Source organism: Hymenobacter armeniacus, from assembly GCF_014699055.1.
GTDB lineage: Bacteria > Bacteroidota > Bacteroidia > Cytophagales > Hymenobacteraceae > Hymenobacter > Hymenobacter armeniacus.
The window spans coordinates 335869-351009 of sequence record NZ_JACXAC010000002.1 but is presented as its reverse complement, the minus strand read 5'-3'; the positions used below and the strand labels follow the sequence as shown (position 1 = coordinate 351009).

The following is a 15141-nucleotide window of genomic DNA, read 5'->3' as shown; positions in this document are numbered from 1 at the left end:
CACCCCATGTTGGCCCGTTTCCGCCTTTTGCCACTGCTGCTGTTGCTGTTGGCCGCTTCGTCGTGCTCCAAAAAATCGGCCCAGGAGCAGGCCGCGCAGGAGCAAACCGACGGGGAGGAAATCGACCCTTACGCCAACATCACCTTCACCTTCGACAAGGAGGTGGTCGACGCCGGCAAACTCAACCAGTGGGACACCACGCAGTTCGTGCAGTTTTCGCCGGCCGTGCGGGGCCGTTTTAAGTGGACGAGTGCCAATGAGCTCACGTTTTCGCCGCTGAGCCCGTTTCGGCCCAGCACGGTGTTCAAGGCGGCGCTGGTTTCGGAAAACTTGCCCAGCGGCAAGCAGGAGCTGGCGTTGAACCGCCGGGCCTTCCACACGCCGTACTTGAAAATGGCCGACCCGCAGGTGTTCTACGGCGCCTCGAAGCGGGCGGCGGGCACGGCCGAGTTGGCGGCCAACCTCGTGTTCAACTACCCCGTGCGGCCCGCCGACCTGCGCCCGCGCCTGCGCATCACGCAGGACGGCAAGCCGGTGGCGGTGGAAATCAGCACCGCCGAGCCGGACGCCACGCTGGGCGTCACCTTCAAGCAGGAAGTGCGGACGGGCACGCCGCTGCAAATCGACATTGCCCCCGGCCTGAAACCGGCCGGCGGCACCATAGCCACCACGGCCCCCCTCACGGCCCAGGCCGACGTGCCCGACCAGCAAACCCTGGAAGTGCGCGAGCTGACCGGCTCCCTGCTCAACGGCCAGCCCGTGGTGACGGTGCTCACCAACCAGCCCGTGGCCGCGCCCGACATCGAGCCCAACCTGACGGTATCGCCCAAAGTGGCTTTTTCAGTCGAAACCGTGGAAAGCGGCTTCGTGCTTAAGGGCGGGTTTGAGGTGGGAAAATCTTACCAGATAACGCTGGCGCCGGGCACGCGCGGCACCCTGGGCGGCGTGCTGAATGAGAAATACAGCCAGGCCGTGTCGTTTGAGGCGGAGCGGCCGAGCCTGGATTTTTCGACCGGCGACAAGGCCATGTACCTCGACGCGCTGGGCGCCCGCAACCTGGGCTTGCGTATCAACCAGGTGCAGAAGGTAAAGGTGACCATCGCCAAAGTCTACGCCAACAACATCCAGCAACTGCTGCGCGGCGAAAAGCAGTACGGCTACCCCGAGTACGACGAGGACGAGCCCCGCGAATCCAACACCGACGAGGAGGGCAACTACATCGACCGCAGCTTCCGCTACTACGACACCGAAAACATCGGCAACGTGATTTCGGAGCGCACCATTTCAGTGGACGGGTTGCCCAAGGAAGGGGGATTGCGCCTGCTGAATCTGGACCTGAAAGCGCTGGAGTTTCAGGGCGCAATGAAGGGCTTGTACGTCATTCGGGTGCAGGACACCGAGCGGCAGTGGCTGCAAGTGAGCAAGCTGGTGGCCGTGACGGATATCGGCCTAATTGTGAAGCAGGGCGCCACCGGCGGCACGGTGGTATTTGCGAATTCCATTCGGACGGCCGAGCCGTTGAGCGGCGTCACGGTAAACCTCGTGAGCTCGAATAACCAGGTGATTGGCACGACGACCACGGACAAGGCTGGCGTGGCGCAGTTCGACTCGGCGGCCAGCATGAAGCGCTTCCAGCTGGGCATGATTACGGCGGTGAAGGACGCCGACTTTTCGTTTCTGGACTTGACCAAAAGCCGGGTCGAAACCTCGCGCTACGAAGTGGGCGGACTGACCTCGAACGCGGCGCATTACCAGGCTTTTTTGTACGGCGACCGGGACCTGTACCGGCCCGGCGACACGGTGCGGACGAACACCGTTATTCGCACCGAGGACTGGAAGGTGCCGCCCACCGGCCTGCCCGTGAAAATCCGGCTGCTGCTACCCAGTGGCAAGGAATACAGCAGCTTACGGCAGAAGCTGAGCGCGGCGGGCAGCTTCGAGAGCAGCTTCATTTTGCCGCCCACGGTGATGACTGGCCTCTACACCTTGGAGGTGCTGACCGGCAACGACGTGCTGCTGACCTCGCGCCAAATCAGCGTAGAAGAATTCATTCCGGACCGCATGAAAGTGACCGTGACGGCCGCCCCCACCGTGCTGCGGCCGGGCCAGAATGTGACGGCCAGCATCACGGCCGTAAACCTGTTTGGCCCACCGGCGGCCGACCGCAAGTTTGAGGTCGAATTCTCGCTCAAGCAGAAGTCCTTCGCGCCCAAGGCTTACCCCAATTACAGCTTCACCATCAACAGCGGCGAAAAGCGCCGCACCCTGAGCGAAGACGGCGAGGAAACCAGCGAAAGCGCCCTCACCTCGCGCTTCGAGAAAACCGTGCGCGAGGGCACCACCGACGCCGCCGGCCGCGGCACCGCCACCTACACCGTGCCCGATTTCCGCGACCTCGGCACGCTGGAAGGCGTGGCCTTCGCCACGGTGTTCGACGAAACCGGCCGGCCCGTGAACCGCCTCGCCACCTTCGACGTGCAGACGCAGGCCACCATGTTCGGCATCGGGAGTTTGCCCGAGCTCATCGGCACGCGGCGCGCCCTCACGGTGAAGCTGCTGGCCCTCACGCCGGCCGGCAAGCCCACCACGGCCCAGGCCGAAGTGAAGGTGGTGCGCAAGCTCTGGGAAACCGTGCTGGAGCGCCAGGGCGGCCGCTACGTCTACAATTCGCAGCAGCGCGAGCAAACCATTCTGAGCCAGACCCGCGCCGTGGGGGCCGAAACCAGCTTCAGCTTCACCCCCATCTACTCCGGCGAATACGAGGTGCGGGTGAGCCGGCCGGGCGCCACGAGCTACGTCACGCAGTCGTTTTACGCCTACGGCTACGGCGACACGCAGGCCAATTCCTTCGAGGTGAGCAACGAGGGCGCGGTGAGCATCGAGGCCGACAAAGCCAAGTACGCCCCCGGCGAAACCGCCAAGCTGCTGCTGAAAGCGCCCTTCGCCGGCCGCATTCTGGTGACGGTGGAGCGGGCCAACGTGCTCGACCATTTCTACGTGAGCACCGACGGCAAGGCGGCCGAAGTGAAAATCCCCATCAAGGCCGACCACGTGCCCAACGTGTACATCACCGCCACGGCCGTGCGCGCCCACGACGGCCGCGACCGCCTGCCCCTCACCGTGGCCCGCGGCTTCCTGCCCCTGACCGTGGAAAAAGCCGATTCGCGGCTGCCGGTGACCATTGCCGCACCCGCCGCCAGCCGCTCCCAGACCTGGCAAACGGTGGAAATCACCACCGCGCCCCGCGCCCAGCTCACCTTGGCCGTGGTGGACGAGGGCATTCTCCAGCTCAAAAACTACCAGACGCCCGACCCGCACGCCTACTTCTACCAGAAACGGGCATTGGAAGTATCGGCCTTCGACGTGTACCCCTTCCTGCTGCCCGAGCTGGGCACCAGCAGCAGCGGCGGCGACGCCGCCGACCTGCGACGCCGCACCAACCCCGTGCCCAACCGCCGCGTGAAACTGGTCTCGAAATGGAGCGGCGTCCTCACCGCTGACGGCGACGGCAAAGTGCGCTACCGGGTACGCGTGCCGCAGTTCAGCGGGGCGCTCCGCATCATGGCCGTGGCTTACAAAGACGATGCCTTCGGCTCGGCCGAATTCACGATGAAGGTGGCCGACCCGGTGGTAATTTCCACGGCGCTGCCACGGTTTGCTAGTCCTGGAGATACTGTGATAGCAACAGTTACTTATACCAACACAACTAATAAACCGATTAGAGGACTAGAGTTCTTGGCATTCGGCGATGAGAAGTCTAAGGTTAAACCCAACGTCAATTATAAATGCCCTGATTGTTCCGAAAGCAATTCATATGAAAGGGTGCTACAGCCAAATGCTGAGCTCCAACTTCCATTTACCATGGTTGTAGGACAGGGAATCGGTACAACGCCGATTCGAGCAGTTTTTTCACCTGACCTCAGCCGTGAAAACGGTGGCTTTAAAAACAATTTCACCGAAACCATTGACCTCCCAATTCGCCCCGCCGCCTCGCTCGAAAAGCGCACCGGCAGCGGCGTGCTGGCCGGCGGGGCCACGCTCCCGCTCAACCTGAAAACCGATTTCCTGCCCACCTCGCTCAGCAGTCGGCTGGTGGTGAGCCGCTCGCCGCTCACGGAGTTCAGCAAGGATTTGCGCTATCTGCTGCAATACCCCTACGGCTGCCTGGAGCAAACCGTGTCGGCTGCCTTCCCGCAGCTGTACTACGCCGATTTGGCGGCCACTTTGCAGCAGAAAACCGGCGCCGCAGCTAAGTCCCAGCGCTACAACCCGAACTACCACGTCCAGGAAGCCATCCGCAAAATTGAGAGCATGCAGCTCTACAACGGCAGCCTGAGCTACTGGCCGGCCGGCGACTACGACAACTGGTGGGCCACCGCCTACGCCGCTCATTTCCTGCAGGAAGCCCAGCAGGCCGGCTTCGCGGTGAATAAATCCGTCCTCGATAAGGTGCTGAAATACCTCGCCTTCCGCCTCAAAAAGCGCGAAACCGAGCCCTACCAGTACTTCGACGTCAGCAACATTGCCCGCGAGCGCACGATTGCCAGCAAGGAAATCGCCTACTCGCTCTACGTGCTGTCCCTGGCCGGCCGCCAAGACCCCGTGGCCCTGAGCTACTACCGCGCCAACCGCCCCCTGCTCACCGAAGACTCCCGGTTCCTGCTCGCCTGCACCCAGAGCCTGCTCGGCAATCAGCGCGCCTTCCGCGAGCTGCTGCCCACCAAGTTCGGCAGCGAGCGGGCCGCCAAGCGCGCCCTCGACGGCTCGTTTTACTCCCCCATCCGCGACCTGGGCCTCATGCTCAACGCCCTCGTCAGCACCGACCCCAACAACCCGCAAATCCCCGGCATGGCCCGCCAGCTCAGCCGCCAAATGAAAGCCGCCTACTGGCTCAACACCCAGGAAAGCGCCTTCGCCCTGCTGGCCCTGGGCAAAATAGCTCACCAAAACGCCCGCAGCACCGCCACCGCCGCGTTCACCATCGACGGCAAGCCAGCCGGCAGCTTCACCGGCAAAGACCTGACGCTGCGCAACGTAGCCAACCGCAACGTGAGCATCCGCAACGCTGGCCGCGGCAGCCTCTACTACTTCTGGGAAACCGAGGGCATCTCGGCCAGCGGCCAGGTGAAGGAGGAGGATTCCTACCTGAAAGTGCGCCGCCAGTTCCTCACCCGCGACGGCGCCCCGCTCGGCGCCCCCGCCTTCCGCCAGAACGATTTGGTGGTGGTGAAGCTCACCCTGGAAGCCGGCGACGGCGCCGGGGTGATTAAAAACGTGGCCATTACCGACCTGCTGCCCGCCGGCCTCGAAATCGAAAACCCGCGCATCGGCGCCCTGCGCGAGCTGAATTGGGCCAAAGACGCCAGCACGCCCGATTACCTAGATGTGCGCGACGACCGAATCAATCTATTCGCCACGGCCACGACCACGCCGCAGCATTTCTACTACCTCTGCCGCGCCGTGAGCAAAGGCACTTTCAAGCTGGGGCCGGTGAATGCGGATGCGATGTATAACGCGGAGTATCACAGCTACAACGGGGCCGGCGTGGTGCGGGTGCGGTAGAGACGCATATTTGCGTCTCGTCGTTGAACGAACGCGCAATGGTGCGTCACCAGTCGTTCAACGACGAGACGCAAATATGCGTCTCTACCGAAAGAGGCCGTCTTCGGCGTATTGCTCGTGTTTCCAGCGGGCTGGATTGTTGGCGATGTACTGCTGAATCTTCCATAATTCTGCATCATTGCGCACCACCCGGTCATGGTAGCGGCTTTGCCAGTTAAATTCCAACCCTTGCTGCTTCGCTAAAGCACTTACGCCCGCTTTGAATCCGCGGATAACGGCTGCCAGATTCTCGCGTTGTGGCCCAAAAGTATTTTGATAATTCAGCGCAGGCCGCTTTTCATCTGCTTTATCAAAAAGCAGAAGCCCATGTACATGGTCGGGCATCACGACGAAGGAATCAAGCCTCACAAACGGAAAGCGAACGGGGATTTGAAGCCAGCATTCCCACGCAATTCGAGCTTGCGCAGTTGATGCCAGCTCAGCCTCTTCCCAATTGCCGGTTGGCAGAATAATTTCTCCAAAATATCTCGCCCGATTCAGGGTGCAAATAGTCACGAAATACGCCCCATTTTGACTGTAATCATAACCCGCCCAGCGGGCCGAAGCAATGCGAAAACGGTCATTGAATTTATCGCCCTCCATGCGTGGTTGCAGAGACGCATATTTGCGTCTCGTCGTTGAACAGTCGTAGGTAAAATGCAAGCAGCAATGAATTGGCAACGGTTGACGAACACCTTTTCGGGTCGTTCAACGACGAGACGCAAATATGCGTCTCTACTCGTTCTGCCGTTGCTCGCTTTTCTGCTCGACCGCCTGTTTCCGCTGCCGCCCGCGCCGCGCTACTCGCCCATCGTGCTGGCCGCCGATGGCAGCGTGCTCCACGCCTTTCTGAACCCCACCCAGAAATGGCGCATGAAAACCGAGCTGGCCGAGATAACTCCCGCACTGCAACAGGCCATTATCAATAAAGAGGACCGGTATTTCCGCTACCATTTCGGGGTGAATCCGCTGGCTATTCTGCAAGCCGCCGGGCGCAATATTTTCAGGAACGGCCGCACCACTGGGGCCAGCACCATCACCATGCAGGTGGCCCGGCTGCTGGAACCCAAGGAGCGTACCTTCGGCAACAAGCTGCTGGAAATGCTGCGCGCCATGCAGCTGGAAGCCCACTACAGCAAGGCCGAAATCCTGCAGCTCTACCTGAACCTGGTGCCCTACGGCGGCAATATCGAGGGGGTGAAGTCGGCCGCGCTACTCTACTTCCAGCAGCCGCCCGACTACCTCTCCCTGGCTCAGACGGTAACGCTGGCCATTATCCCAAACCAGCCGCGCGTGCTGGTGCTGGGCAAAAACAACGCCCTCATCCTGGCCGAGCGCAACCGCTGGCTGCGGCAGTTCCAGCGGCAGCACTTGTTTCCGGACCAGGACATTGCCGATGCCTTGGCCGAGCCGCTGGACGTGCAGCGCCACGCGGCGCCCACGCTGGCCCCGCACCTGGCGCGGCGCCTGGTTACGCAGTTTCCCACGCAGCCCATCATCCGTTCCACGCTGCGCCGCAGCCCCCAGGCCAAGGCCGAGGACCTGACCCGCAACTACGTGCGCCGCTTGCGCGAGCTGGGCATTTCGCAGGCCTCCGTGCTGGTGGTGAACAACCGCACCCGCGCCGTGGAAGCCTACGTGGGCTCGGCCGATTTTCAGGATGCCGCCAGCGCCGGGCAGGTAGATGGCGTGCGCGCCGTGCGCTCGCCGGGCAGCACGCTCAAGCCCTTCCTCTACGCCCTAGCCGTGGACCGCGGCATCGTGACGCCCAAGCTGAAGCTGCCCGACGTGCCCACCAATTTCAGCGGCTTTCGGCCCGAGAATTTTGATAAAAGCTGCGCCGGCGAAGTGACCGTGGAGCGGGCCCTAACTTACTCGCTCAACATTCCCGCCGTGCGCGTGCTGGCTGAGGTGGGCGTGCCGGTTTTCACCAATAAGCTGCGTGAAGCGGGTTTTAAAACTGTGGCGAAAGCGGCGCCGCGGCTAGGCCTGAGCACGGTGCTGGGCGGCTGCGGGGCCACGCTGGAAGAGCTGACGGGGCTGTACGCCGCGCTGGCCGATGGCGGGCGGTACCGGGCCCTGCAACTAAGGGCGTCAGGCTCCCTCGCTCCGACGGAGCGGGGGCCGGCGGGTGAGGCGCCTGGTCGTGCTGCCCTGTTCTCACCCGCCGCCGCCTTCCTCATCACCGACATTCTGGCCCAGCGCACCCGCCCCGACCTGCCCATGGGCTACCAAAACAGCCGCCACCTGCCCAAAATTGCCTGGAAAACCGGCACCAGCTACGGCCGCCGCGACGCCTGGAGCATCGGCTACAACCAGGACTACACCATTGGCGTGTGGGTGGGCAATTTCAGCGGCCAGGGCAGCCCCGCCCTCACTGGGGCCGATATTGCTTCGCCCCTGCTTTTTGACCTGTTCAACCTCCTTGCTTACAACTCGCCCAACAACTGGGCGGTGCCGCCCGCCACGCTCGACTTCCGGCTGGTGTGCGCCGAAACCGGCCTCGTGCCCGGCGCGCACTGCCCCAACCAGCTCATCGACTATTACCTGCCCGGCACCTCCTCGGCCCGGCACTGCGAGCACCAGAAAGAAGCGTTGATTTCGGGTGATGCCACCGTTTCGTACTGCCGGGCCTGCGTGCCGGCGGCGGGTTTCAAACGGCAACTGTTTCCCAACCCGTTGCCCGAGGTGCTGGCGTTTCGGGAAGCACAGGGATTGCCGTCCTCGCGCCTGCCTCCGCACAATCCGGCCTGCCAGCTGGTGCGCGGCAACGAAGCCGCTGGCGCGGCCTTGGCCATCACCTCGCCCCTGGCCCACGCCGAATACGTGCTGAACCGCGGCGAAAAGCAGCAAATGCTGCTGAGCTGCGCGGCGGGCAGCGAGGTGCACCAGGTGTTCTGGTACGTGAACGACCGGTTCCTTCGGGCCGCATCGGCTACCGAGCGGGTGTTTTTCCGCCCACCCAGCGGCACCGTGAAAATCTCCTGCGCCGACGACCACGGCCGCAACGTGGACATTGAATTGCAGGTGGCCGAGATGTAGCGCAGACTTTTAGTTCGCCCTACTCTCCGCCAAAGAAATACGCCGGCACACCCGCCACACCCGGCCTGGCAGCAAACACATTGCCGCTCAGGGGGCACTGCTGCAGCTGCTGCGGCGTGAGGCCCGCCCGCGCCGTGGTGATGTAGAGCGTTTTCAGCTCGGGCCCGCCAAAGGCGCAGGACGAGGTGAACGGCGCGGGCACCTGCACGGACTGGAGCAGGGCGCCGGTTTCGGGGTCGTAGCGGTGCACTCGGCCGGCGCCCCACAGAGCCACCCACAGCTTGCCCTCGGCGTCGATGGTCATGCCGTCGGGGCTGCCGCTGCCTTCGGGGATGCGGATGATGACGCGCGGGGCGGCAATGGCGCCGGTGGCGGGGTCGTAGGCGAAGGCCCGCACGGCGCGGGTGGCCGTGTCGATGTAGTACATCGTGCGCTGGTCCAAGGACCAAGCCAGACCGTTGGAATTGGTGACGTGGCGCAGCATGACGTGGGTGCTGCCGTCGGGGTCGAAGCGGTAGAGGGCACCGGCGTGGGCGCGGCCCTGCAGGTCGAACGTGCCCACCCAAAACCGGCCCGCGGGGTCGCATTTGCCGTCGTTGAAGCGCAGGTACTCGTCGGTGAGGGGGTCGGCCAGGCGGGTGAGCTGGCCAGTGTCGAGGTCGATTTCGTGAATGCCTGACTGCAGGGCCACCAGCGCGTGGCCGTTGCGCATGGACACGACGGTGCCGATGCGTTTGCCGGTGGGGTAGCGCCGGTCTTCGCCCGTGGCGGGGTCGAACACGTGCAGGGCCCGCCCTTCGATGTCGACCCAGTACAGCCGCGCCGTTTCCGGGTTCCAGAGGGCGCCTTCGCCCAGCTTGGCCTGCGCCGGCAGGATGGATTCGGCTTGCATGACGGGCTATTTTTCGGGGTGAGCGAGCAAATGCAGGTGGTGTTGAAGAACGGCAAATTGGCCGTTCAGGGTTACTTCCTCGGCGGTTTTGGTGCGCACGGGGCACCGGCCGGCAATGCCCAGCGCCTGCAGCGCCGCCCGGTATAGCTCGACCAGCACGAGCTCGCCCGCCAGCGTGATGCCGGCCGGGATGTTCGCCTGCAGCTCGTTGCACTCGCTACCGATGAGCAGGCCGCTCAGGTAGAAATAATTTTTCGCCTTGCTGGCTTTGTGGAATAAATCATTGGTGCGCACCAGAAAAGCGTTGTGCAGCAGGTTGGCGGTCTGGCTGGCGCGCACGCCGTGCTCGAACCACCTCCGGTTGTCGCCATCCGCCAGCTTGCCGCCTTCTACCACCGACGCTGACAGGATGCTTTTGGTGGAAAGCAGGGAGAAGAACTCGCCCGTCATGTAGGTTTTCAGGGCTACGGCCTGGCCCTGCTGCACCAGCACGTGCTTGGCGTGGGTGCCCGGATGCAGAAACAGCTGCAACTCGGCCGAGTGCTCAAATTGGCAGCCCACCAGCTGCACCTCCTCGCCGCGCATCACGTCATCGGCGCTTTTCACGCCGGAAATGAGCACCACGACATGCTTGAAATCCGGAGTGGCTTCCAGAATTTTAACCGCTAAATCGGCCCCATCAGTGGCAAACGGCAGCGGCTTGTAGGGCACCTCCAGCATGCCCACGGTGGAGGATGCCATGCCCGAAATCACCAACGGCACACCATCCAGCGAAGTTTTCACGGCTTCTTCCAGCTTTTTCAAGTGGGTTTGGACGATGGCCAGATAGAACGCCACGCGCTGCTCGGCGGGCTGCCCGGCCTGTTTCCAGAGCTCCGCCGTGGCGGCATTGCCTTCCTTGGAGCTTTCCTCAGCCAGCACTTTCAGCGTCTCGCGCTCCACGAGGCGCAGACGGAACGAGGAGGTGCCCCAGTCGCAGCTGAGGAAGGTGGTGGTTGGGTCCATATTCTGACGGGCGCCTCACCCCCCGGCCCCCTCTCCCAAAGGAGAAGGGGAGCCAAGGCAGCGCGGACGCAGTTAACTAACAATTCTGAAGTATTCAACTGACTCCCCCTCTCCCTTTGGAGAGGGGGCCGGGGGGTGAGGCGAAACGTTGAGCGCCCGTTACCACTCCGCCACGCTGCCGTCCACGTTGCGCCACACGGGGTTGTGCCAATTATGGCCGATGGCGGCGCGACTGATGAGGTATTCTTCGTTAATCTCAATGCCCAGGCCAGGCCCTTCCGGAATGTTGCAATAGCCGTTTTCGTACTCAAATACCTTCGCGTCGACCAGATAGTCCAGCAAGTCGTTTTCCTTGTTGTAGTGAATGCCCAGGCTTTGCTCCTGAATAAACGCGTTGTGACACGTGGCATCTACCTGCAGGCAGGCGGCCAGCGCAATGGGCCCCAGCGGGCAGTGCGGCGCCGCCGCCACGTCGAAGGCCTCGGCCATGCTGATGATTTTCTTGCACTCGGTGATGCCGCCGGCGTGCGAGAGGTCGGGCTGGATGATGTCGACGTAGCCATCAATCAGGAGCTGCTTGAAATCCCAGCGCGAAAACATGCGCTCGCCGGTGGCAATGGGGATGTTGCTGTGCCGGGCTATCTCGCGCAGGGCCTCGCTGTTTTGGGGCAGCACGGGCTCCTCGATGAACATGGGGTGGAAGGGCTCCAGCTCCTTGGCCAGCACCTTGGCCATGGGCTTGTGCACCCGCCCATGGAAGTCGATGCCGATGCCCAGGGCCGGGCCGCCGGCCTCGCGCACGGCGGCCACGCGGGCCAGCACTTCGTCGATTTTGACGTGCGAGTCGACGTAGTTCATTTCGTCGGTGCCGTTCATTTTCACGGCGGTGAAGCCTTTGGCCACCATGCCGGCGGCGGCCAGGCCCACGTCGTGGGGCCGGTCGCCGCCAATCCAGGAATACACGCGCATGGTGTCGCGGGCCCGGCCACCCAGCAGCTGGTGAATGGGCGCGTTGTGGTACTTGCCCTTGATGTCCCACAGGGCTTGGTCGATGCCGGCAATGGCCGACATCAGGATGGGCCCGCCGCGGTAGAAGCCGCCGCGGTACATCACCTGCCAATGGTCTTCGGTGTTGAGCGGGTTTTTGCCGATGAGGTTTTCCATCAGCTCCGCCACGGCGGTGGCCACGGTGGCGGCCTTGCCCTCAATCACGGGTTCGCCCCAGCCCACGAGGCCGGCGTCGGTTTCGATTTTGAGAAACAGCCAGCGCGGCGGCACCTGGAAGAGGGTAAAACGGGTGATTTTCATGAGCGGATTAAAGACGGATAAATCAGAACGTCAGGCTGAGCTTGTCGAAGCATCTCTCCCGCTTCGTTGCAGCGGTGTTGCTTGCTACTGCGGTAGAGATGCTTCGACAAGCTCAGCCTGACCGTTTCTCTAGCACCATTACCCCCATTGGTATCACCCCGCCACGGCCGCCACAAACGCCCGCGCCTTTGCAGTGAGCTGCGCCAGGTACTCATCGGTCACGGCCTGCCGGGTGTCGACCAGGGAGCTGCCCAGGCCGAAGGCTTTCGCGCCGACATCGGCAAAGCCCTTGATGTTGTCGAGCGAGACGCCGCCGGTGGGCATGAGCGGAATGTGCGGCAGCGGGCCGGCAATGTCTTTGAAATAGCCAGCCCCGCCGGCCCCGGCCGGAAACACTTTGATGATGTCGCCGCCGTACTCGTAGGCTTTCAGAATCTCCGTGGCGGTGTAGGCGCCGGGGATGCTGACGGCGCCGTAGCGCTTGGTCATGCGGATGGTTTTCTTGCTGAGCGTGGGCGAAATGATGAACCGGGCGCCGGCCAGTAGGGCGGCGCGGGCCGATTCGGGGTCGAGCACGGTGCCGGCGCCCACGAGCAGTTGCCCTTCCATCGCGCCCGAAATTTCCTCAATGGAAGCCAGCGCGCCGGGCGAGTTCAGCGTCACTTCCATCATGCGGACGCCGCCGGCGTGCACGGCCCGGGCGATTTTGAGCAGGTCGGCGGGCTGGGCACCGCGCACGATGGCGACGACTTTATGTTCGAAAATGTGGGCCAGTGGATTCATAGCGGCGGGAAAAGCGGTGTAGGCTTCTGCCAACGTAGAAGCATGAATTCAGGTTAAGTTCATTTCCGAGCCCGAGTATTGGGCGGGCGCCGGCCGACGACCGACCCACTGGTTTCAACACAACACGCGGCGACGGATTGGAGTAAGCCACCCAACCAGCGGGTTACCGTTCAACTTCCTGCCCCCACCCCCTCCTACCCTCTTGCACTAAAACCATGGGCCCTCAGTTCCTTTTCGCCACCGGCATCGAAAACAGCAACCCCACCATCCAAAACGGCAAGCTGCGCGTGGATGAGCTGGAAAAATGCAGGCATTACGAGTTTTGGCAGAAGGATTTTGATTTGGTGCAGGAATTGGGCATCAATTTCCTGCGCTACGGGCCGCCCATTCACACCACCTTTCTGGGGCCGGGCAAGTACGACTGGAGCTTTGCCGACGTGACCTTTCAGGACCTGCTGCGGCGCAACATCGCGCCCATTGTGGACCTGTGCCACTTCGGCGTGCCCGATTGGATTGGCAACTTTCAGAACCCCGAGTTTCCGGAGCTGTTTGCGCAGTACGCCAAGGCTTTTGCGCAGCGCTTTCCGTGGGTGCAGCTCTACACGCCGGTGAACGAGATGTACATCTGCGCGCAGTTTTCGGCCCGCTACGGCTGGTGGAACGAGCAGCTGACCGGCGACCGGCCCTTCGTGACGGCCCTCAAGTACATCGTGAAGGCCAACGTGCTGGCCATGCAGGCCATTCTGGAAGTGCGCCCCGACGCCATTTTCATTCAGAGCGAGTCGTCGGAATACTTCCACGCCGAAAACCCGGCCGCCATCAAGCCCGCCGAAACCATGAACGCCGAGCGGTTTCTGTCGCTCGACCTCAACTACGGCAAGCGGGTGAACTCCAGCATGTACGAGTTTTTGCTCGACAACGGCATGACCCGCGAAGAGTACCACTTCTTCCTCGACACCAAGATGAAGCGGCACTGCATCATGGGCAACGACTACTACTACACCAACGAGCACCGGGTGTCGGCCGACGGCAGCACCCGCGCTTCGGGCGAGATATTCGGCTACCACGTCATCACCTCGCAGTACCACGACCGCTACCGCCTGCCCGTGATGCACACCGAAACCAACATCTGGCAGGGCCCGCACGGCGACGAGGCCGTGAACTGGCTCTGGAAAGAGTGGGCCAACGTGCTGCGCGTGCGCAACGACGGCGTGCCCATGGTGGGCTTCACCTGGTACTCCCTCACCGACCAGGTGGACTGGGACACGGCCCTGCGCGAAGACAACGGCCGCATGAACCCCGTGGGCCTCTACGACCTCGACCGCAACATCCGCCCCGTGGGCACGGCCTACAAGCAGCTCATTGAGGATTGGCGGCAGGTGCTGCCTTCCCAAAGCGTGTGCCTGCAGGTGCCCATTGTGATGCCCAAGGAAAGCAATGAGCAGTGGGCCCGCGAACAAAAACAGGACGTGAAAGAAGCCACCGCCGACAAGTCGGCCACGGCCGCGAATGCCACGCCGGAGTCGTAGGCGCGGGCGCCTCACCCCCCGGCCCCCTCTCCTCAGGGAGAGGGGGAGCCTGGCGATTCCGGCAGGAGCAAAACTGGTTCCCCCTCTCCCTGGGGAGAGGGGGTCAGGGGGTAAGGCGCCCGGCCGCGCCGCCCCAACAATGATTCAACCCCTTCCCAACCTATGGAAACCCGCTTTACCGATAAAGTAGTCCTCATCACCGGCGGTGCCAGCGGCATCGGCCTGGCCGTGTGCAAGCGCCTGGCGGCCGAAGGCGCCCGCATCGTCATTGCCGATTACAACCAGGCCAACCTCGACGCCGCCGTGCCGGAGGTGAAAGCCGCCGGCGCCCCCGATGTGTGGGGCAGCCTGTGCAACGTGGCCGTGGAAGCCCAGGTAGAAGCCACCGTGGCCGGCACACTGGAGAAATTTGGCCGCCTCGATGTGGTGGTCAACAACGCCGGCCTCATGCAATTCAAGCCCTTGGAAGAGCTGACCGGCGACGACTGGACGCGCATCCTGAACGTGGACCTGCTGGGGGCTTTTTTCTTCACCAAGCAGGCCTTTCTGCACATGAAGCCGGGCGGCAACATCGTGAACGTGGCCAGCATCCACGCCGTGGAAACCAGCCCGCTGGTGGCGCCCTACGCGGCCGCCAAAGCAGCCATGCTGTCGCTCACCCGCTCGTCGAGCCTGGAAGGCAAGCCCAAGGGCATCCGCACCAACGTCATCCTGCCGGGGGCCATCGACACGCCCATGCTGTGGGACAACCCCAACGTTAAATCCGGCGTCGAAATCATCGACAAGGCCGACGTGGGCCGGCCCGAAGACGTGGCCGCCACCATCGCCTACCTGGCTTCCGACGACGCGGCGTTTGTGCAGGGTGCCGAAGTGCGGGTGGACGGCGGCCGGCTCAGCCGGCTGTAGCCGATTGGTCGATTTTTTTGGGCTCTCTGCCCGGGCTTTGGGCGGGATTGGCGATGCGGCACGGGCCTTGCAAAG

9 protein-coding genes are annotated in these 15141 nt (G+C 63.1%); 4 read left to right on the top strand and 5 right to left on the bottom strand.

The window, feature by feature from the left end:
* Positions 1-6 precede the first annotated feature (6 nt).
* Complete coding sequence (locus IC234_RS05925; protein WP_190922932.1) at positions 7-5562, top strand: alpha-2-macroglobulin family protein; 5556 nt, start codon at positions 7-9, stop codon at positions 5560-5562.
* Positions 5563-5646: 84 nt separating this feature from the next.
* Here the strand turns inward: IC234_RS05925 and IC234_RS05920 are convergent, their stop codons facing one another.
* Positions 5647-6264 carry a transposase gene (locus IC234_RS05920; RefSeq protein ID WP_190922931.1) on the bottom strand — a complete coding sequence of 206 codons (618 nt, stop codon included), beginning with the start codon at positions 6262-6264 and terminating at the stop codon, positions 5647-5649.
* Positions 6265-6351: 87 nt separating this feature from the next.
* Here IC234_RS05920 and pbpC point away from each other — a divergent pair, with 87 nt between their 5' ends.
* Positions 6352-8643, top strand: a complete 2292-nt coding sequence (gene pbpC / locus IC234_RS05915) for a penicillin-binding protein 1C (RefSeq protein WP_223827513.1) — start codon at positions 6352-6354, stop codon at positions 8641-8643.
* Positions 8644-8662: 19 nt separating this feature from the next.
* On the opposite strand, the gene IC234_RS05910 is transcribed toward pbpC, so the two are convergent.
* From IC234_RS05910 to IC234_RS05895, 4 genes are all read right to left on the bottom strand, one after another.
* Positions 8663-9535 (bottom strand): SMP-30/gluconolactonase/LRE family protein, encoded by an 873-nt coding sequence (locus IC234_RS05910; RefSeq protein WP_190922929.1) that lies wholly within the window; start codon positions 9533-9535, stop codon positions 8663-8665.
* 6 nt (positions 9536-9541) lie between these two features.
* Positions 9542-10540, bottom strand: a complete 999-nt coding sequence (locus tag IC234_RS05905) for a 2-dehydro-3-deoxygalactonokinase (RefSeq protein WP_190922928.1) — start codon at positions 10538-10540, stop codon at positions 9542-9544.
* Positions 10541-10699: 159 nt separating this feature from the next.
* Positions 10700-11848 (bottom strand): galactonate dehydratase, encoded by a 1149-nt coding sequence (gene dgoD, locus IC234_RS05900; RefSeq protein WP_190922927.1) that lies wholly within the window; start codon positions 11846-11848, stop codon positions 10700-10702.
* Between the two features lie 153 nt (positions 11849-12001).
* A complete protein-coding gene (locus IC234_RS05895) occupies positions 12002-12631 on the bottom strand; it encodes a bifunctional 4-hydroxy-2-oxoglutarate aldolase/2-dehydro-3-deoxy-phosphogluconate aldolase (RefSeq protein ID WP_190922926.1) in 630 nt (209 codons plus the stop codon).
* Positions 12632-12846: 215 nt separating this feature from the next.
* Between IC234_RS05895 and IC234_RS05890 the strand changes: the two genes are divergently transcribed.
* Entirely contained in the window at positions 12847-14160 is a 1314-nt protein-coding gene (locus IC234_RS05890) for a family 1 glycosylhydrolase (RefSeq protein WP_190922925.1), read from the top strand.
* Between the two features lie 162 nt (positions 14161-14322).
* Complete coding sequence (locus IC234_RS05885) at positions 14323-15066, top strand: SDR family NAD(P)-dependent oxidoreductase (RefSeq protein WP_190922924.1); 744 nt, start codon at positions 14323-14325, stop codon at positions 15064-15066.
* Positions 15067-15141: the final 75 nt, after the last annotated feature.

Bases quoted from the DNA above. Each gene is read 5' to 3' on its own strand.
- IC234_RS05895 (WP_190922926.1), bottom strand. From the start codon at position 12,631: ATGAATCCACTGGCCCACATTTTCGAACATAAAGTCGTCGCCATCGTG.
- IC234_RS05885 (WP_190922924.1), top strand. From the start codon at position 14,323: ATGGAAACCCGCTTTACCGATAAAGTAGTCCTCATCACCGGCGGTGCC.
- dgoD (WP_190922927.1), bottom strand. From the start codon at position 11,848: ATGAAAATCACCCGTTTTACCCTCTTCCAGGTGCCGCCGCGCTGGCTG.
- IC234_RS05925 (WP_190922932.1), top strand. From the start codon at position 7: ATGTTGGCCCGTTTCCGCCTTTTGCCACTGCTGCTGTTGCTGTTGGCC.
- IC234_RS05890 (WP_190922925.1), top strand. From the start codon at position 12,847: ATGGGCCCTCAGTTCCTTTTCGCCACCGGCATCGAAAACAGCAACCCC.
- IC234_RS05905 (WP_190922928.1), bottom strand. From the start codon at position 10,540: ATGGACCCAACCACCACCTTCCTCAGCTGCGACTGGGGCACCTCCTCG.
- IC234_RS05910 (WP_190922929.1), bottom strand. From the start codon at position 9,535: ATGCAAGCCGAATCCATCCTGCCGGCGCAGGCCAAGCTGGGCGAAGGC.